At 65.1% G+C, this 15,659-nt stretch carries 18 protein-coding genes and 1 tRNA gene; 7 read left to right on the forward strand and 12 right to left on the reverse strand.

Annotation, left to right across the window (positions count from 1 at the left end; genetic code table 11):
* The first annotated feature begins 120 nt into the window (after window positions 1-120).
* Window positions 121-197 (forward strand) — tRNA-Pro (locus AC6LJY_RS27440).
* A gap of 55 nt (window positions 198-252) precedes the next feature.
* On the opposite strand, the gene AC6LJY_RS27445 is transcribed toward AC6LJY_RS27440, so the two are convergent.
* The 3 genes from AC6LJY_RS27445 to AC6LJY_RS27455 form a co-directional block, all read right to left on the reverse strand.
* Complete coding sequence (locus AC6LJY_RS27445; RefSeq protein ID WP_120156604.1) at window positions 253-474, reverse strand: hypothetical protein; 222 nt, start codon at window positions 472-474, stop codon at window positions 253-255.
* Between the two features lie 188 nt (window positions 475-662).
* The gene (locus AC6LJY_RS27450; RefSeq protein WP_314356157.1) at window positions 663-1,127 is read right to left on the reverse strand and encodes a DUF2269 family protein; all 465 of its coding nucleotides are present in this window, start codon (window positions 1,125-1,127) and stop codon (window positions 663-665) included.
* Window positions 1,127-2,425 (reverse strand): SDR family oxidoreductase, encoded by a 1,299-nt coding sequence (locus AC6LJY_RS27455; protein ID WP_498137204.1) that lies wholly within the window; start codon window positions 2,423-2,425, stop codon window positions 1,127-1,129. Before AC6LJY_RS27455 ends, AC6LJY_RS27450 begins: the two co-directional genes overlap by 1 nt.
* 116 nt (window positions 2,426-2,541) lie before the next feature.
* Between AC6LJY_RS27455 and AC6LJY_RS27460 the strand changes: the two genes are divergently transcribed.
* Window positions 2,542-3,069, forward strand: a complete 528-nt coding sequence (locus AC6LJY_RS27460) for a hypothetical protein (protein WP_498137205.1) — start codon at window positions 2,542-2,544, stop codon at window positions 3,067-3,069.
* A gap of 133 nt (window positions 3,070-3,202) precedes the next feature.
* Here AC6LJY_RS27460 and AC6LJY_RS27465 read toward each other — a convergent pair whose 3' ends face one another.
* Together AC6LJY_RS27465 and AC6LJY_RS27470 are read right to left on the reverse strand one after the other, a co-directional pair.
* The gene (locus AC6LJY_RS27465) at window positions 3,203-3,709 is read right to left on the reverse strand and encodes a YciE/YciF ferroxidase family protein (protein ID WP_046806222.1); all 507 of its coding nucleotides are present in this window, start codon (window positions 3,707-3,709) and stop codon (window positions 3,203-3,205) included.
* 94 nt (window positions 3,710-3,803) lie between these two features.
* Entirely contained in the window at window positions 3,804-4,388 is a 585-nt protein-coding gene (locus AC6LJY_RS27470; RefSeq protein WP_046806259.1) for a DUF4142 domain-containing protein, read from the reverse strand.
* A 180-nt stretch (window positions 4,389-4,568) separates the two neighbouring features.
* On the opposite strand from AC6LJY_RS27470, the gene AC6LJY_RS27475 reads away from it, so the two are divergent.
* Window positions 4,569-5,738, forward strand: a complete 1,170-nt coding sequence (locus AC6LJY_RS27475; protein ID WP_104144530.1) for a zinc-dependent alcohol dehydrogenase — start codon at window positions 4,569-4,571, stop codon at window positions 5,736-5,738.
* A 31-nt stretch (window positions 5,739-5,769) separates the two neighbouring features.
* On the opposite strand, the gene AC6LJY_RS27480 is transcribed toward AC6LJY_RS27475, so the two are convergent.
* The 3 genes from AC6LJY_RS27480 to AC6LJY_RS27490 all read right to left on the reverse strand — a co-directional run bounded on the left by AC6LJY_RS27480 (window position 5,770) and on the right by AC6LJY_RS27490 (window position 8,449).
* Window positions 5,770-6,678 carry a DNA/RNA non-specific endonuclease gene (locus AC6LJY_RS27480; protein WP_498137206.1) on the reverse strand — a complete coding sequence of 303 codons (909 nt, stop codon included), beginning with the start codon at window positions 6,676-6,678 and terminating at the stop codon, window positions 5,770-5,772.
* Window positions 6,679-6,763: 85 nt separating this feature from the next.
* On the reverse strand, window positions 6,764-7,366 hold the full coding sequence (locus AC6LJY_RS27485) for a LysE family transporter (RefSeq protein ID WP_314356111.1): 603 nt from the start codon (window positions 7,364-7,366) through the stop codon (window positions 6,764-6,766).
* A gap of 174 nt (window positions 7,367-7,540) precedes the next feature.
* The gene (locus AC6LJY_RS27490) at window positions 7,541-8,449 is read right to left on the reverse strand and encodes a LysR family transcriptional regulator (protein WP_498137207.1); all 909 of its coding nucleotides are present in this window, start codon (window positions 8,447-8,449) and stop codon (window positions 7,541-7,543) included.
* Window positions 8,450-8,592: 143 nt separating this feature from the next.
* On the opposite strand from AC6LJY_RS27490, the gene AC6LJY_RS27495 reads away from it, so the two are divergent.
* From AC6LJY_RS27495 to AC6LJY_RS27505, 3 genes are read left to right on the forward strand one after another with little or no spacing between them, the layout of a single operon-like run.
* Window positions 8,593-9,585 (forward strand): hydroxymethylglutaryl-CoA lyase, encoded by a 993-nt coding sequence (locus AC6LJY_RS27495; protein WP_498137208.1) that lies wholly within the window; start codon window positions 8,593-8,595, stop codon window positions 9,583-9,585.
* Between the two features lie 29 nt (window positions 9,586-9,614).
* Window positions 9,615-10,841 (forward strand): CaiB/BaiF CoA transferase family protein, encoded by a 1,227-nt coding sequence (locus AC6LJY_RS27500; protein WP_046806217.1) that lies wholly within the window; start codon window positions 9,615-9,617, stop codon window positions 10,839-10,841.
* A gap of 33 nt (window positions 10,842-10,874) precedes the next feature.
* On the forward strand, window positions 10,875-11,861 hold the full coding sequence (locus AC6LJY_RS27505; RefSeq protein WP_498137209.1) for a Bug family tripartite tricarboxylate transporter substrate binding protein: 987 nt from the start codon (window positions 10,875-10,877) through the stop codon (window positions 11,859-11,861).
* A gap of 17 nt (window positions 11,862-11,878) precedes the next feature.
* Here the strand turns inward: AC6LJY_RS27505 and AC6LJY_RS27510 are convergent, their stop codons facing one another.
* Complete coding sequence (locus AC6LJY_RS27510) at window positions 11,879-12,103, reverse strand: HP1242/YdcH family protein (protein WP_046806215.1); 225 nt, start codon at window positions 12,101-12,103, stop codon at window positions 11,879-11,881.
* A gap of 254 nt (window positions 12,104-12,357) precedes the next feature.
* Between AC6LJY_RS27510 and AC6LJY_RS27515 the strand changes: the two genes are divergently transcribed.
* Window positions 12,358-13,506, forward strand: coding sequence for a sterol desaturase family protein (locus AC6LJY_RS27515; protein ID WP_046806214.1), 1,149 nt, complete (start codon window positions 12,358-12,360; stop codon window positions 13,504-13,506).
* Window positions 13,507-13,520: 14 nt separating this feature from the next.
* Here the strand turns inward: AC6LJY_RS27515 and AC6LJY_RS27520 are convergent, their stop codons facing one another.
* The 3 genes from AC6LJY_RS27520 to AC6LJY_RS27530 form a co-directional block, all read right to left on the reverse strand.
* Window positions 13,521-14,318 carry an anti-sigma factor gene (locus tag AC6LJY_RS27520; RefSeq protein WP_314356060.1) on the reverse strand — a complete coding sequence of 266 codons (798 nt, stop codon included), beginning with the start codon at window positions 14,316-14,318 and terminating at the stop codon, window positions 13,521-13,523.
* Window positions 14,315-14,884 carry a sigma-70 family RNA polymerase sigma factor gene (locus AC6LJY_RS27525; protein WP_498137210.1) on the reverse strand — a complete coding sequence of 190 codons (570 nt, stop codon included), beginning with the start codon at window positions 14,882-14,884 and terminating at the stop codon, window positions 14,315-14,317. The genes AC6LJY_RS27520 and AC6LJY_RS27525 overlap by 4 nt, the downstream gene beginning before the upstream one ends.
* Window positions 14,885-15,005: 121 nt before the next feature.
* Window positions 15,006-15,569, reverse strand: coding sequence for a DUF3455 domain-containing protein (locus AC6LJY_RS27530; protein ID WP_219990776.1), 564 nt, complete (start codon window positions 15,567-15,569; stop codon window positions 15,006-15,008).
* Window positions 15,570-15,659 lie beyond the last annotated feature (90 nt).

Consider the following 15,659-nt stretch of genomic DNA (forward strand, 5'->3'; position numbering starts at 1 on the left):
CCTTCATGGCGCGCCGATTTCTATTTGGGCGCATCGTCTTGGGCGACATGACCACGTTCAGACGACCGCGCGGCGCGTCTACGCCCGGGGGGCCGGGATTCTGGTATAGTTGCCACCCTTCGGGGCGTAGCGCAGCCTGGTAGCGCATCTGCTTTGGGAGCAGAGGGTCGTGAGTTCGAATCCCACCGCCCCGACCAAAAAAATCAAGGGCTTACGCTTTTACGGCGTAAGCCCTTGTGCTTTTGTGGCGAGCTATTCGCTGATGTGGTTGAACTGCACCGATTCCGGGGCAATGCCGCCTTGTTTCAGGCGGATGTCCACCTGTTGTTCTTCGGTGCTGGCGCTGCTGCCTTCAGGCAGTTCCAGCCAGTTCGCCAATTCACGCTTGGCTTGCAGTGTCTCTGAGATACCGCCGTTGACCAGGGCGACGCCGTGGTCGCCGTCGAGTTTGCGATAGCTGATCTGCGTTTTCATTGTTTTCTCCTGACGTGAAGCATCCAAGGACCGCCCGTGCTTGTCGGGCGGTGCCAGTGCCGCTCAGCAAGTCCCGTTCCAAGCTGGCCCCCCTTACCCGAACCAGGCGGCGCCAAGCGGCAGCAAGCGGCAGCAAGCGACGCCACGGGGACGGATGGAAACGCGCAGATGCCCTCCACGGCCCCCTTCTACGCCGGCTTGAACACCATCAGCCAGAAAATCCCCAGGAACGCGCCCAGCGCCGGAAAGCCCAGCACGAACCATGCGCGAAAGTAGCGCATGAAACGGGGCGATAGCGGTTCGCCGGCAGTGGCCGAGGCCGTCGCGCTGTCGCGCATCAGCATTTGCAGCCTCACGACCGGCAACCAGCAAGCGATCGCCACCGCATACAGCATCAACGAGGCGGACAGCCACGGCGTGTTCAAGGGCAGCTGCATCAGGTGGGCCAGATACCAGCCTGTCAGCGGTTGAATGACGGCGGTGGTGGCGGTGAACAGCCAGTCGGCCACGACCACCACGCGCGCCACCGAGGCCACCACCTTGACGTCGCGGCGCAGGACCACGCACAGCAGGTAGAACGCCGACCCGATGCCCGTGCCGAACAGCAGCGTGGAAGACAGAATGTGCAGCAGCTTGAACCAAAGATATTCCATCACGGCCTCCGCGCGCGGCTATCGCATAGATACAGCAGCGCCAGCACCGCCAGCATCGGCACATTTTTCGAAATGGGGCCGAAGGGGTGCAGCCACTGCTCGGGCAATTGCACGGTGATGATGGCGGTGTAGCCCAGTATCAAGGCCATCTGCGCCAGCCACACCCAGCGCTTGCGCCCCCCCAGGTTCATCAACGTCAACACGCCCAGCACCAGGTCCAGGCCCGCCGCGCCCGCCAGCATGATCGGGGCCAGGGCGTGGGGCACGCCGGCGTCGGCAAGCAGCGCCAGGCTGTCCTGGATGGGGTACAAGCCCATGGACACCGCCGCCGTCCATAGCCAGACGGCGGCGATGCACAGCCGCATCACGGGCAGCATCGTGCGCAGGATGCTGTCGGCGCGCAGCGGTGCCTGTTCATGCGGCGCTATGAACGAAGCGGGGCCGACGGGGCTGCGGCCCAGCAGCGCGGCGAAGGCGATCGGGTTGCCGGTATTACCGCGGTTCAACATGGCCAGGCTGTCCGCGTCGATCAAGGAGCCTGGCATCCAGCTGCCGGCCCTGGCCGCGGCGCTCGCCATACGCGACGGCACCGGAATGATCCACTGCCTTCCCGCCACGCCCAGCCCGCTGCGCAGCATCGACAGGTAGGTCCGCACGGTGACGGGTTCGGGGCCGCAGAACGCCACGGTGACCGCACCGGGCGCCGGCTGCGCCAGCATCGCGCGCACGCCCGCAACCACGTCATTGATGTGCACGGGCTGAACGCGCTGCCAGCCGCCCGCAGGCAAAGCGACGACAGGCATGACGGCAAGCTGGTTGAACAGCGCGGCGCTGGTGCCGCCGACGCCATAGACCAACGACGGCTGCACGATGTAAGCCGGTGCGCCGGCCGCGCGCAACGCGTCGTCCGCTGCGCGCTTGCTGATATGAAAGCCCGATGCGGCCTCGGCATCCGCCCCCAGCGCCGAAAAGTGGATGACCTGCGCGCCGTATTGCCGGGCCGCCGCGAACAGCGCCTTGGCCGCCTTGTCGTGCACATTGGCAAAGCTGGCCGAACCCGACTCCCGAAAAATTCCGACGGTATTGATAACGGCATCCACGCCCGACAACAGCGGCGCCCAGTCTTCCACCCGCGTCAGCCGAGAAAAGTCCGCGGGCACGTATCTTGCTCGCGGCACGTTCAAGTCGCGGGGGCGTGGCGCGCGCACCAGGCATACCAGCTGATGGTCGTCTTCGCGCAGGGCGTCGACCAGCCGGCTGCCGATAAATCCATGCGCACCGGTCAGCAGAATTTTCATGCCTGTTCCTTTTTTGTCGCGGCGCCAGATCGGTTCAGCGAGTTCAGCAAACTGCATACCTGGCGGGGTCGGGGCAACAAGCCCCGGGCTGCCACCACATCAACCAGGGGATCACCATGCATGAATGGCGGCAAGCTTTTGTAGAAGGCGTACGTAGCGGTAGCGCGGCTAGCGCGTTGTCCACGTTGGCATTGATTGCGTTGGCTAAGCACCAGACCGGGCATGCCGCCGCCGCGACCAATGCGACCAGCCAGTGGCTGTGGGGCGAGCGCGCGCTGCACCAGGATGACCCCAGCTGGAAGCACACGGCGACCGGGCTGCTGATCCACCATGCGGCGTCTGTCTTCTGGGCCACGCTGCACGCCCGGGCCAGCGCACGCGCACAGCAGACGCGCTGGGGCAAGCGGCCGTGGATGGAAGGGGCGCTGGTGGCCGCCACATCGTGTTTTGCCGATTACCAATTAACGCCCAAGCGCTTGCAACCCGGCTTTGAGCAGCGACTGACGCGCGGCGCCTTGCTGTTGGTGTATATCGCTTTCGGCGTCGGCATTGCGTTGGCAACGGGCGGGGCATCGCCAGGCAGGCGGAACGATGCAGGCGGCAGCGGCCGTCGTGCCCGGCGGCCTTCACGCATAGGTGATTGATGCGGGTTCGATTCCGGTTTGACCCGGCTGCGGCACCGTTCGGACCCGCGCATCAAGAAAACACCCCGAGATCCGAAGACGCCCCCACGCGTCGGACCTCGGGGTGTGGGCGGCTCAGGCCGCTTGCCTGGCCTTACTTGGCTTTACCGGCCTGCGCGGCTTCCGCGTTGGTCTGCTGTAGCGCCAGCATGCTGAGCTTTTCGTCGGTGGCCTTTTCCTCGGCCAACGTTTCCTTCAACAGCGTCAACGCCTCGGTCAGGCCCAACTGCTTGGCGAAGGTGCACAACGTGCCGTAGCCGGCAATTTCGTAGTGCTCGACCTTCTGCGCGGCGGCAATCAACGCAGCATCGCGCACCGGCCCTTTTTCAACGTCTTCAATCACGTCGCGGCCTTCCTCCACCAAGCCTTCCATCGCCGCGCACTTGATGCGCTTGAGGCGGAAGTCGGCGGATTCGATGATCTTGTCGATGCGTTCCACCTGGCCGCGCGTTTCTTCCAGATGCTGCGTGAACGCTTCAGCAAGCGCTGGGTCTGAAGCGGCGCGGGCCATCTTCGGCAACGCCCGCGTCAGTTGCTTCTCGGCGCTGTAGATGTCCGACAGTTCATGCACGAATAGATCCTGCAAAGTCTTCTGGGTCATTGTCTGCTCCCGTGTGTTGATGGGTGTGATGGGTGTGAAGGTGGCCATGATTGGCGCAGCGCCATTCAGCAAACACCATGCCTGGCGCGCCGTGCTATTTCGCCTGGCCCTGGCCCTTAATGGCCTTTTGCAGTGCGCGCGCTTCTTGCAGATGGCGCTTCAGCGCGGGTAGCGTGTCGGCGGCAAAGCGCTTCAGGTCGGGATCGTTGGACTCTTTGGTGGCCTTGTCGAAGAGTTCGACGGCGTCTTCGTGCGCGGCCACCCCGATCTCGTCGCTGTACGCCTCATCAAAGCCGTCGCTGCGCAGGTCCAGCGCCTTGAGCTTGGCGCTTTGCACCAGCGAGGGCTCCTTCGGCGTCTCGAAGCCTTTCTGTTTTGCCAGCGCTTGCAATTGCTGCCCTACGCGGGTGTGGTCGTCGACCATCTTTTGCGCGAACTGTTTGACCTTTGCGTTCTGCGATTTCTTCAACGCCAGTTTGCTGCCGTCCACTTCCAGATAACCCGATTCCGCCGCCCGGGTCAGGAAGCCGCGGTCTTCGCTATTGAGCTTGGTGATCGACGCGGCGGAGTCGGCGGGGTCCGGCTTAGGCGCGGATTGCGCGGATTGCGCGGCGGCCACGCCATGTGCGCCCAACATGATGGCGCCGCAAAGCGCTGCGACATAGACGTGCTTGGTCATGCGTGTCTCCTGGGTGAGGCCCGCCAGCGCGATGCCGCCCGGCGGGGCCATGCAACCTAGCAATCCGCATGCCCACGCACGCACGCGGTAGCGCCCGGAAAACCCGCTGCGAAGGCACGATAGTTGCTGCCCCCACCGCGCGATTCGCAACGCTGCGGTTGCATGTCTAAGGGGACACACATGAAAGCACTTTGCTGGCACGGAAAGCACGACATCCGGTACGACACGGTTCCGGATCCGATTCTGGAACATCCCGGCGACGCCATCATCAAGGTCAGCGCCTGCGCCATCTGCGGGTCGGACCTGCACTTGTTCGACGGCTTCATGCCGGAAATGAAATCGGGCGATGTGATGGGGCACGAATTCATGGGCGAGGTTGTCGAAGTGGGCAGCGAGACCAAGCGCTTGAAAGTAGGGGACCGCGTGGTGATTCCATTCACCATCACCTGCGGTCAGTGCGACCAATGCCGACGCGGCAATTTTTCGGTCTGCGAACGCACCAACCGCAATGCCGACGATGCGGCCAAGATGTTCGGTCACACCACGGCCGGGCTGTTCGGCTACACGCACCTGACGGGCGGCTACGCGGGCGGACAAGCGGAGTTCGTCCGCGTGCCGTGGGCCGACACCACGCATATTCCCGTACCGCCCGAACTCACCGACGACCAGGTCCTGTTCCTGGGCGACATCCTGCCCACGGGATGGCAGGCCGCGATGCAATGCGAGATCGAGCCCACCGATACCGTTGCGGTGTGGGGCGCGGGGCCGGTGGGCCAGATGGCGGTGCGCAGCGCCGTGCTGCTCAACGCCCGTCAGGTGATCTGCATCGACGATGTGCCCGAGCGGTTGAAGATGGCCAGGGACGGCGGCGCCATTACGATCAACTTCGAGGAAGAAAGCGTGGTGGAACGGCTGAACGCGCTGACGCAGGGCAAGGGGCCGGACAAGTGCATCGACGCGGTGGGCATGGAGTCGCATTCAGCCAGCGCCATGGGCGGCATGTACGACCGCGTGAAGCAGGCGGTGGGCGCCGAGACCGACCGGCCGCACGTGCTGCGTGAAATGATCTACGTATGCCGGCCGGGGGGCGTGTTGTCCGTGCCTGGCGTATACGGCGGCATGATCGACAAGATTCCGTTTGGCGCGTCGATGAACAAGGGGCTGACCTGGCGCATGGGCCAGACGCACGTGCAACGCTGGACGGATGAGTTGCTGGACATGATCGTCAAAGGCCGCATCGATCCGTCATTCGTCATCACGCACCACGAACATCTGCAAGCCGGCCCGGACATGTACAAGACCTTCCGCGACAAGCAGGACGGCTGCATCAAGGTGGTGTTGAAGCCGTAATCGTTGCGACCCCGCGCACGGCTGCCGTCGGCTAGCCGCCCGACGGCAGCAGCTGGATGCCGGTGCGGCGCACGAATTCGTCGTAGCTGATGGGCGCGCCTTCCCTGGCGCTGGCGGCGTTGGCCTGCCAGTGCACCCACGAGCGGCCCGTCGTGGCGTCGTACACGACTTTATAGACGTGGCTGGGCACGGCGACGCCGGCGCCGATCGTCGCCGGTTTGCCGCTGTAGTAGGGGCCGGTATAGACGTACACGTCGCCCGCCGCGCGCATGACGTATTTGCGCGTGTCCTGCTCAATGCGGCTCCAGGAGCCCGCGTTCTGTGTCTGATCTTGGGGCACCATGTTCGCCAGCGAGAAGCTTTGCGCCATGGTTTCCTTGGAATACATGTCGCCGGCCGGCGCCATGTGACCGCGCGAATAGCCCGACCCCTTGTAGTCATCCAGCGCGGCGCGTTCGGCGCCGGGCAGCCGCGCTTCCGCGTAGAACTTGTCAGTGCGCTGCATGCCCTGCGCCTGCGCGAGCAGCTTGCGGTTCAGGCGTTCAACAACGAAAACGGGGGTTTTGGTTTGACCGTTATGCAAGACGGCAAAGCCGGTAAAGCACAGTTCGCGCAGCGCCGCGCCGGATGGCACGACAGGCATCTGGCCTTTCGGAAAGAACTGCGGACAGTCGGCAAATCGCGTGTGGGTCAGCGCGCCTGATGGAATCACGGCCGGGGCAATTTTTTCCTGCGCGGGCCAACCCAGGCGAGCCAGAATGGCGTCGGGCGTCAGTTGCGCGGGCCATTGCGGTTTCAGCACATAGGTGGCGGCGCCGAAGCTGGCCAACGACGACACCAGCAGCGCCCTGATGAACCGGTAGGCTCGGCCGGCGGATTTTGTATTGCCCCGGGCGGAGGGGCGTTTCTTTCTTGCTGCTGGTTTCTTCGCGCGCGTCATGCTACCTGTGTGTTGCGGGCCGGCCCTTGATGCGGCCGGCGTCAACGGATTGTAGATGACTGCGGCCAGCCGCAAGTCGGCGCGTTTACAGCACCAATTTCAAGCCGATTGCCAGCATGGCCACGCCCACGCAGGCATCGAGCACGCGCCAGGCGCGCGGGCTGGCGAACAGCGGTCGAAGCAGGCGGGCGCCGTAACCCAGCGTGAAGAAAAACGCGAATGAAGCCGACATGGCGCCCAGCGCGAAAGCGACTTTCTGCCCTTCGTATTGGCTGGATATGGACCCCAGCAGCACCACGGTGTCCAGGTAGACATGTGGGTTCAGCCAGGTGAACGCCAGGCAGGTGGCCAGCGTGGCGCCAAGCCCGGCTGTCTGCGTGGCCGACGGCGCCAGGCTGTCGTGCTGCGTGCGCCACGCCGACCGCAGGCTGCGCAGCGCGTACACAAACAGGAACAGCGCGCCGCCATAGCGCATGGCCGGCTCCAACCAGGGTAGCGTGTTCACCGCCAGCCCGAAGCCGGCCACGCCCGTCGCAATCAGGATGGCGTCGGACACGGCGCAGGCCAGGCACACGGCAAACACATATTCCTGGCGCAGGCCTTGTCGCAGGACGAAAGCGTTTTGCGCCCCGATGGCAACGATCAGGCCCAGGCTGAGCAAAAATCCAGGAACGAACGCGGTCGTCATTGCAACCCCCATGAAAAGGGCGACAGACTAGCTGCTGGGGTCAGATTAGAAAAACTAATTAATCTAAACCGAGTTCAGTTGGGCTTAAGGCGACACCCGGGGTCCACGCCACGTGCACACTCATGTACATGCACGGCCCGGCGCGCCCCGTGCCTTGCCGGGCCGTGGCGGCGTTCAAGCAGAGGCATGTCCGGCTGCCACCAGGTGGTCCAGCAACAGGCTGGCGGCCGCCGACAGCGCTTGCGCGTCGCGCAGGCAGATGGCAAAGCGGCGATGGCTCCAGGGATCCAGCAGTGGCAGCACGCGCAGCCCATGGGCCAGCGCATAGGGCGTGGCGACCTCGATGGGCGCGACGCTGATGGCCAGGCCGGCCAACACCACACGAAACGCCGAATCGAAATTGCTGACGGTGACGCGGTGGCGCAGGGTCTTGCCGCTATGGCTGGCCGCCGTCTGCAACATGCGCAAGACCGCGCCGGCGGCGGGCATGTTGACGTGTTCGAAGTCCAGCGCTTCATCGAACCATACCGCCTCGCGCTGCGCCAGTGGATGGCCGGGCGCGGTCACGACAGCCAGGCGGTCGCCCCGGTAGGGCCGGGTTTGCAGGCCGTGGAAGTCGGCCGCGTCCCAGCAGATGCCCAGGCTGGCAATGCCGCCCTTTACTTCGCGCACGACCTCCTGGCTGACGCGTTCTTCCATGTCGACCCGGATGTTGCGATGGGGCGCCATTTGCAGAAACGCCGCGATGTCGTCGGCCAGGGATTCCGCCAGCACGGACGCCGTTGCCAGGATGCGGACCTGCCCCTTGACGCCGCTGGCATAGGCCGACATGTCGCGTTCGATGCGGTCCGAGCTGGCCAATATGGCGCGCGCGTGTTCCAGCAGGGTCTCGCCAGCCTCGGTGGGCTCGACGCCCCGGCGTTTGCGGGTCAGCAGCTTGGCGCCCACCGTGTCTTCCAGTTGCGCCAGCCGCTTGCTGATGGCCGATCCCACGATGCTGGCGCGTTCGCCGGCGCGCGCGATATTGCCGGTCTCGCATACCGAGATGAACAGGCGCAGGGTGGTGATGTCCAGGTCGCGCATGGCGGGCTGCCTTGATATGAAATTCCGATCAGGAATATTAAACGTTCCAAAATACCGCTGGTGCGCGAATAGAGAATATCTAAACTGGCTTCACCTTCATCTTCATCTTCATCGGTCTTCCCACCCTTGCCGAATCCGCCGCCATGCCGACTGCCCCGTCTTCTGTGATTTCCCCCACCGCCGTCGTGCGCGAAGTGGGGCTGCGCGATGGGCTGCAAAGCCTGCCCGTGGTGCTGCCAACCCACACCAAATGCGAATGGATCGACGCCGCCTACGCCGCCGGTCAACGCGAGATCGAGGTCGGCTCTTTTGTGCCCGCCCGTCTGCTGCCGCAGTTGGCGGACACGGAGGCGCTGGTGGCTCACGCGAAAAAACTGCCCGGTCTGTCGGTGTCGGTCCTGGTGCCCAACGTAAAGGGCGCCGAACGCGCGCTGGATAGCGGCGCCGACCTGATGCTGGTGCCCTTGTCGGCCAGCCATGCACACAGCGTGGCAAACCTGCGCAAAACGCCCGACGAGGTCGTCGCGATGGTGGGCCAGATGCGCGCGGCGCGCGACGCGGCGGGCTCGTCGATGTTGATTGAAGGCGGCGTCGGCACGGCCTTTGGCTGCACCTTGCAGGGTCAGGTACCGCCGCACGACGTGTTGCGCTTGATGCAGGCGCTGCTGGACGCCGGCGCGGACCGCGTCAGCCTGGCCGATACGGTGGGCTATGCGGACCCCGCGGCGGTGCAGCGTCTGTTTACCGACGCGCGCCGCATTGCCGGCGAGCGCCTGTGCTGTGCGCACTTTCACGACACGCGAGGGCTGGGCCTGGCCAATGTGCTGGCCGCGTTGCAGAGCGGTGTGTCGCGCTTTGACGCCTGCCTGGGCGGCATCGGCGGGTGCCCACATGCGCCCGGCGCCAGCGGCAACGTCAGTACGGAAGACCTGGTGTTCATGCTGGAAAGCATGGGCATCGCCACCGGCGTGGACATCGATCGCCTGCTGGCGCTGCGCGCTGCCGTGGATGGATGGCTGCCCGGGCAGCCATTGCATGGGGCGTTGTGGCGCGCCGGCGTGCCCAAGACGTTCCGCGCTGCATCGCATTCGCTTGCGCAGCCCCACACCCAGGGTCCCCGCGGCGCGCGCCTTTAAGCGCCCGCGCACTTCACACGAGCTTTGTCATGTCACAACCACATCAAGAACCGACTTTGCCGCAGACTTCGCGCGCGTTGCCGCTTGCCGGCCTGCGCGTGGTCGAATTCACGCACATGGTGATGGGCCCGACCTGCGGCATGGTGCTGGCCGACCTGGGGGCGGAAGTCATCAAGGTCGAGCCCGTACAGGGTGACCGCACGCGGCATCTGCTGGGCGTGGGCGCGGGGTTTTTTCCCATGTTCAACCGCAACAAGAAGAGCATTGCGCTGGACATCCAAAGCGCCGCCGGCGCCGAGGCCGCGCGCAAGCTGGCCGCCGGCGCCGACGTGGTTGCCGAGAATTTCCGGCCGGGCACCATGGCCAAGTACGGGCTGGATTACGCGTCGCTGGCACGTGACAACCCCCGGCTGATCTACGTCAGCCACAAGGGTTTCCTGCCCGGGCCCTACGCCATGCGCACCGCGTTGGATGAAGTTGTGCAGATGATGGGCGGCCTGGCCTATATGACCGGGCGGCCCGGCGACCCGGTGCGCGCCGGCACCAGCGTGAACGACATCATGGGCGGCATGTTCGGCGCCATCGGCGCGATGGCCGCGCTGATCCAGCGGGGCATCACCGGACGCGGCCAGGAAGTGCAATCGGCGCTGTTCGAGAACAATGTCTTCCTGGTGGGGCAGCACATGCTGCAATACGCGATCACCGGCCAGCCGTCCGCACCGATGCCCGAACGCGTATCCGCCTGGGCGCTGTACGACGTTTTCACCGTGAAGGACGGCGAGCAGATCTTCCTGGCGGCCGTCAGCGATGCGCAGTGGATCACGTTTTGCGACGCTTTCGGCTTTGATGATTTGAAGCGCGACCCCGCCATGGCGACCAACAACGACCGCGTGCGCTTGCGCCCCACCTTGCTGGCGGACCTGCGCGCGCGTCTGGCGGGGTATAGCGCGGCGGAACTGGCGGCGGTGTTCGAACGCATCGGCCTGCCGTTCGCGCCCATCGTCAAACCCGAAGCGCTTTACGACGACCCCCATTTGCGCGCGACGGGCGGGCTGGCCGACATCCGGCTGCCCGACGGCGAACGCGCCGGCCAGATGGCGGGCGCGGCGCTATTCCCCTTGATGATGGACGGCCATCGGCTTGGGGTTCGACAGCATCCCCCCACCTTGGGCGCGGATACCGACGCACTGCTGGCAGACCTGGGGTATGACGCGACGCAGATCGCGGCGCTTCGGGAGCAGGGCGCGGTGGCCTGATGAACGGCAATAAAAAACAACCAGGAGACAGACATGAACGATCAACGCGCGGGTTGGAGCCGCCGACAACTATTGGGGGCGCTGGGCGCCGCGATGCTGGCCGTGCCGGGCCTGGGGCGCGCGCAATCGGATCGGCCCGTGAAGTTCATCCTGCCGGTCGGCGTGGGCTCGGGCGTGGACACGATCACGCGATCGGCCGGCCCGGCCTTGTCGTCGGCGCTGGGCCACACGGTCGTGGTGGAAAACCAGCCGGGCGCGGGCGGCATCGTCGGTACGTCGGCGTTGGTGCGGTCGGCGCCCGACGGCTACACGCTGAGCATGGTGTCGAACAACCACGTGATTTTTCCCAGCGTCTATAAGTCCTTGCCGTTCGATCCGCTGGCGGACATCACCCCGATCAGCATGGTGGGCATGACGCCGTTCCTGTTGGTGGCCAACCCGAAGAACATCACGGCCAACCACCTGAAGGATCTGACGGCATTGTTGTCGCGGGAACCGGGCCGCTACAACTACGCCTCGTCGGGCAATGGCACGATCCTGCATCTGGCGGCGGAAATGTACGTGCAGCAGGCGGGCGTCAAGGCGCGCCATATTCCGTACAAGGGCGTGGGGCCCATGATGGCGGACCTGATCGGCGGGCAGGTGGATTTCGGGGTGTTGTCGCTGCCGTCGGTACTGCCGCAGATCAAAAGCGGGGCGCTCAAGGCGCTGGCTGCCTGTGGGGGCGAACGGATGGAGGCATTGCCGGATCTTGCCACCGCGCGCGAGCAGGGCCTGGTTGACTACGAGATAGGCGGCTGGTTCGCGGCAGCGGGGCCGGCAAAGCTGCCGGCGGCCGATGTGCGGCGCGTCTACGACGCATTGGGGCGGGCGTTCAACGCGCCCGAGGTCAAACAGGCCATGGCCACCCAGAACAACAAGATCTTGCTGATGCCCCCCGAGCAGACGGCGGCGTACTTCCGTTCTGAAATGGCCAAGTACGCGGTCATCGTGCGGGGGGCGGGGCTTGAGCTGATGTAGCGCCCAAAGCTGGGGTGTCAGCCGGCCTTCTGGTCGGCGGCCCGCAGCAGGCCGTAGAGCTTGTCCTTGAGCTGTAGTTTTTCTTTTTTCAGCACTTCAATGTTGACGCCCGAGCTTGGCACGACGCCGTCCTCCATATTTTGAATCTCCTGGTCCAGGTCGTTGTGACGCTGGAACAAGGCCGAGAAATGCGCATTCTCGGATTTCATCTGCGTAATGAGTTGGCGATATTCAGGGAACATTAGGGCCTCTCTCTTGGGAACCCGTTGACGGGAACCGGCGACGCACCGGGACGCGGCACGCGTCGGCTCGTCCATGACACGCCAACCCCCGCGCCTTGTCAACCACGCGGCCCCCGCCGCCCTTGGTGTGAATTGACCGCCCGCAAAGCCGGCAGATACGCGGCGTGAAAATGTCGTTGATGCTCACTTTTGATTACATGAAAGGGTTTGCCCGGAGATACACTCGGCACCCCGTGGTCCGTCATCTTTTAGACATGAAACAACGCGCGTCCAATGTTCGACAGGTTTTTGCTCTTTTCAGCAAGGACGGGCGTATCCACCCGGGCACCGGCATGATGAGCGGCGTGATCGCGCTGTTCCTGGCCATTCTGGCCGTGCTGGGCGTATTGGCGTTCCACTTTCCCGCTTACCTGACCACGCCGGAACTGCGCGCCTTCTATTCCGTGGAGGCGATGCGCACGCTGCTGTTTTCCGCGTTGCTCGTGTCAGGGTCGATCGCACTGGCCAACATCGTGCTGGGCCGCCAGCGCTGGCTGAATATTTCGGCTTTCGTGCTGGTCTGCTGCGCGGTGGCCGCCGGGGGTAGCCAGGTCGTAGTGACCACGTCCAATACCGGCAACCACCCGTACCTGGGCCTGGACTGGTTCATCCTGGACCTGCTGGCGTCCAGCATGGTCTTCATCATCTTCGAAAAGCTGACGCCGCTGTATCCCGGCCAACCCGTGTTTCGCGGCGAGTGGCAGGTGGACATGAAGCATTTCCTGTTCAACCACCTGTCGGTGGGGGCGGTGCTGCTGTGCATCAACTTCTTCATCCACCGGCTGTTTTCCTGGGCAGCCTACGAGCCGCTACAGGCCGCCATCCAGTCAATGCCGTATCTGCTGGAATTGTTCGTAGCGGTGCTGGTGGCGGACCTGGCGCAGTACGCGGCGCATCGGGTCTACCACGAGGTCCCGTTCATGTGGCGCATCCATGCCGTGCACCACAGCACGCGCACGCTGGACTGGCTGGCCGGATCGCGCCTGCACATCGTTGAACTGCTGATCACGCGCGTGGCAGTGCTGGGCGTGTTGTTCGTGCTGGGGTTTTCAAAGGCCGTGCTGGACGCCTACATCATCATCGTCGGCTTCCAGGCCGTGCTGATCCATTCCAACGTGAAGCTGCCGTGGGGCTGGCTGCGCTACATCATCGTGACGCCGGACTTTCACCATTGGCACCACTCGTCGGACACGGAAGCCATCGACAAGAACTACGCCGCCCACTTCTCGTTCATCGACTACATCTTTGGAACGGCCGTGCGCGGCGTGGGCAATCGCCTGCCCGAAAACTACGGCATCCTGGACAACGACATGCCGGGCACCTTCCTTGCCCAGCAAGCGTATCCCTTCAGCCGCAAGCGCTAGCCCGCGCCTGCCGGCTACAGCATCTTGACCGCGCGCCCGATGAACTGAATCGGGCCGGTCGGCTTGCCGATGGGCGAGCCGGTTTTGGGTTCAAGCGTCAGCTCGAAAAGCTGGTTGGGCTCCAGCGGCGGCAGCTTGTCCAGCGGGATTACGACGGGTTCGCCCGGCTTGATCAAACCCAACGATACCGGGCCGGCCCAGCCGTCGGCCTTGGTCCAGAATTCCAGCGCCCGGTCCGGCGGCACTTCCGTTGCGGCGATGGGCACCAGTTGCACGGCGCTTTGCCCGGCCTGCGCCTGCACCACCCAGCCCGGCGCCTGCGATTGGGGCGCCACCAACACCACCACGTATTGCGGGGCCGACGGTGTCGATGCGGGGCGCAGCGCCAGCGTGCTGCCCAGGATCAGCACCGCCGCCATACCGCCCACGGCCACGCTGCGCCAGAACATCAGGCTGTCCCACAGTCCCGGCTTGGGCGGGCCGATAGGGCGCGACCGCGGGGCCGCCGACGTGTTCGTCTGGGCTTGTCCCCGGGCATGGGCTTGTACGCGGGCATGGGCGGTGCCCTTGGCCTGCGCCGCATCCAAGGTGCCGACGATGCGCGGCCAAAGGCTGGCCGACGGTTCCACCGGGGACGACAGATTCGTCAATGGCAGCAGGCGCGCTTCCCATCGCGCCACGGCGGCCCGCAGGGCGGCATCGTGCGTCATGCGCGTTTGCACCGCGCGGCGCGCGTCGGCCGACAAGGTGCCCAGCACGTATTCGCCTGCCAGTTCGTCGGTGTCGTCGTAAGCTTCTTGCGGGGCGTTCATGCCAGGCACTCCCGCAGCGCTTGCAGGCTGCGCTTGATCCATGCCTTGACGGTGCCCAACGGCGCGCCCAGGCGTTGCGCGATCTCGCTGTGCGTCAGCCCCTCGACATACGCGTGCAGCACGCAGTTGCGGCGCACGGGTTCCAGTTCTTCCAGGCACGGAGCCATGCGGCCCGCGCTGGCGCGCCAGTCGAACGCGTCACGCGTGTCGTGCCAGGCTTCGATGGCGTGTCGCGCGTCCAGGGCGGCAGCGGCGTCATCATCTACGTCGGTTTCGCGCGCGGTGTCGCGCAGCGCGTTCAACGCCAGGTTGCGGGTGATGCTGTAGACCCAGCCACGTCCCGAACCCCGCGATGCGTCAAAGGCGGCCGCCTGCTTCCAGATCTTGACGAATGCGTCATGCACGATGTCCTCCGCCCAAGCGCGGTCGCGCAGGAGTCGTTGGGCCACACCCAACAGGCGCGGGCCTTCTTGCCGATACAGGGCCTCCAGCGCGGCCCGGCGGCCGGCGGCGCATTCCTGCAAGGCGGCTTCGTAATCGAAATCCGGATCAAGGCGGTTCGGCATGCGAGAGCGGGGGAACGGGAAGAGGGCGGCCGCGCGTGATCTGCCTGCGCGGTGGGAAGTTGCGCCATCTTACCCGGAGTCCCCTGCCGTGGGCCCGTCGGAATACGACGGGCCCACGGGATCAGTTCGCCTTGTAGAAAATGTAGTCGGCCTGGTATTGCACCTGGCTCTTCTGGCCCAGCATGGCGGTGGTGCACGGGGTCTTGGGCGCCACGCCGCCCTTCAGGGCCACGCGCTGAATGTAGGTCACCCCGGTCAACGCGCCCGCGCCCATCGCGGGGTTTGCCTTGACCAACTGGTAAGGCAGGTTGCCGTCACCCGCCGGCGCCACGGCCACTTGCGTGCCGGTCAGCTTCGAGCCGTCCATGGCTTCCCACGTGGCGGGCGGGCCGTAATACGTGCCCACCTGCTTGCCCTTGCGGTCGTTAAGCACGGCCTTCGGGCCGGCAAACACCCATTCGGCCTGGCCCTTCATATCGGCCTTGGCGCGGCATTCGTAGGTGATCTCGCCCACGCCCACGGTTTCCCAGGCCACCTTGTTGCCGGCGGGCGCCTGGACGCTGGCGGGCAGGTTGGCCTGCGAATAAGCCATGGATTTGGAACTCATCGAGCCGCAGGCGGCAAGCAGCGACACGGCGAACAGGCCGGCAACGGCGGGAATGCGGTGCGAACGTTGGGTCTTCATGAGCGGTCTCCAGCAACGTGAAAGGTCTGTGGACGACGCGCCCATTGCGCGCCGGTACAGGTACTACACGCGGGGAGCCCAAACGGATGC

It is taken from the genome of Achromobacter sp. RT286_PF (assembly GCF_059760425.1).

What these genes read in the sequence shown, in the direction of transcription:
- AC6LJY_RS27490 (WP_498137207.1), bottom strand. Translation starts at nt 8,449, where the DNA reads ATGCGCGACCTGGACATCACCACCCTGCGCCTGTTCATCTCGGTATGC.
- AC6LJY_RS27485 (WP_314356111.1), bottom strand. Translation starts at nt 7,366, where the DNA reads ATGACGACCGCGTTCGTTCCTGGATTTTTGCTCAGCCTGGGCCTGATC.
- AC6LJY_RS27505 (WP_498137209.1), top strand. Translation starts at nt 10,875, where the DNA reads ATGAACGATCAACGCGCGGGTTGGAGCCGCCGACAACTATTGGGGGCG.
- AC6LJY_RS27455 (WP_498137204.1), bottom strand. Translation starts at nt 2,425, where the DNA reads ATGAAAATTCTGCTGACCGGTGCGCATGGATTTATCGGCAGCCGGCTG.
- AC6LJY_RS27465 (WP_046806222.1), bottom strand. Translation starts at nt 3,709, where the DNA reads ATGACCCAGAAGACTTTGCAGGATCTATTCGTGCATGAACTGTCGGAC.
- AC6LJY_RS27515 (WP_046806214.1), top strand. Translation starts at nt 12,358, where the DNA reads ATGAAACAACGCGCGTCCAATGTTCGACAGGTTTTTGCTCTTTTCAGC.
- AC6LJY_RS27525 (WP_498137210.1), bottom strand. Translation starts at nt 14,884, where the DNA reads ATGCCGAACCGCCTTGATCCGGATTTCGATTACGAAGCCGCCTTGCAG.
- AC6LJY_RS27445 (WP_120156604.1), bottom strand. Translation starts at nt 474, where the DNA reads ATGAAAACGCAGATCAGCTATCGCAAACTCGACGGCGACCACGGCGTC.
- AC6LJY_RS27450 (WP_314356157.1), bottom strand. Translation starts at nt 1,127, where the DNA reads ATGGAATATCTTTGGTTCAAGCTGCTGCACATTCTGTCTTCCACGCTG.
- AC6LJY_RS27460 (WP_498137205.1), top strand. Translation starts at nt 2,542, where the DNA reads ATGCATGAATGGCGGCAAGCTTTTGTAGAAGGCGTACGTAGCGGTAGC.
- AC6LJY_RS27480 (WP_498137206.1), bottom strand. Translation starts at nt 6,678, where the DNA reads ATGACGCGCGCGAAGAAACCAGCAGCAAGAAAGAAACGCCCCTCCGCC.
- AC6LJY_RS27530 (WP_219990776.1), bottom strand. Translation starts at nt 15,569, where the DNA reads ATGAAGACCCAACGTTCGCACCGCATTCCCGCCGTTGCCGGCCTGTTC.
- AC6LJY_RS27475 (WP_104144530.1), top strand. Translation starts at nt 4,569, where the DNA reads ATGAAAGCACTTTGCTGGCACGGAAAGCACGACATCCGGTACGACACG.
- AC6LJY_RS27500 (WP_046806217.1), top strand. Translation starts at nt 9,615, where the DNA reads ATGTCACAACCACATCAAGAACCGACTTTGCCGCAGACTTCGCGCGCG.
- AC6LJY_RS27470 (WP_046806259.1), bottom strand. Translation starts at nt 4,388, where the DNA reads ATGACCAAGCACGTCTATGTCGCAGCGCTTTGCGGCGCCATCATGTTG.
- AC6LJY_RS27510 (WP_046806215.1), bottom strand. Translation starts at nt 12,103, where the DNA reads ATGTTCCCTGAATATCGCCAACTCATTACGCAGATGAAATCCGAGAAT.
- AC6LJY_RS27495 (WP_498137208.1), top strand. Translation starts at nt 8,593, where the DNA reads ATGCCGACTGCCCCGTCTTCTGTGATTTCCCCCACCGCCGTCGTGCGC.
- AC6LJY_RS27520 (WP_314356060.1), bottom strand. Translation starts at nt 14,318, where the DNA reads ATGAACGCCCCGCAAGAAGCTTACGACGACACCGACGAACTGGCAGGC.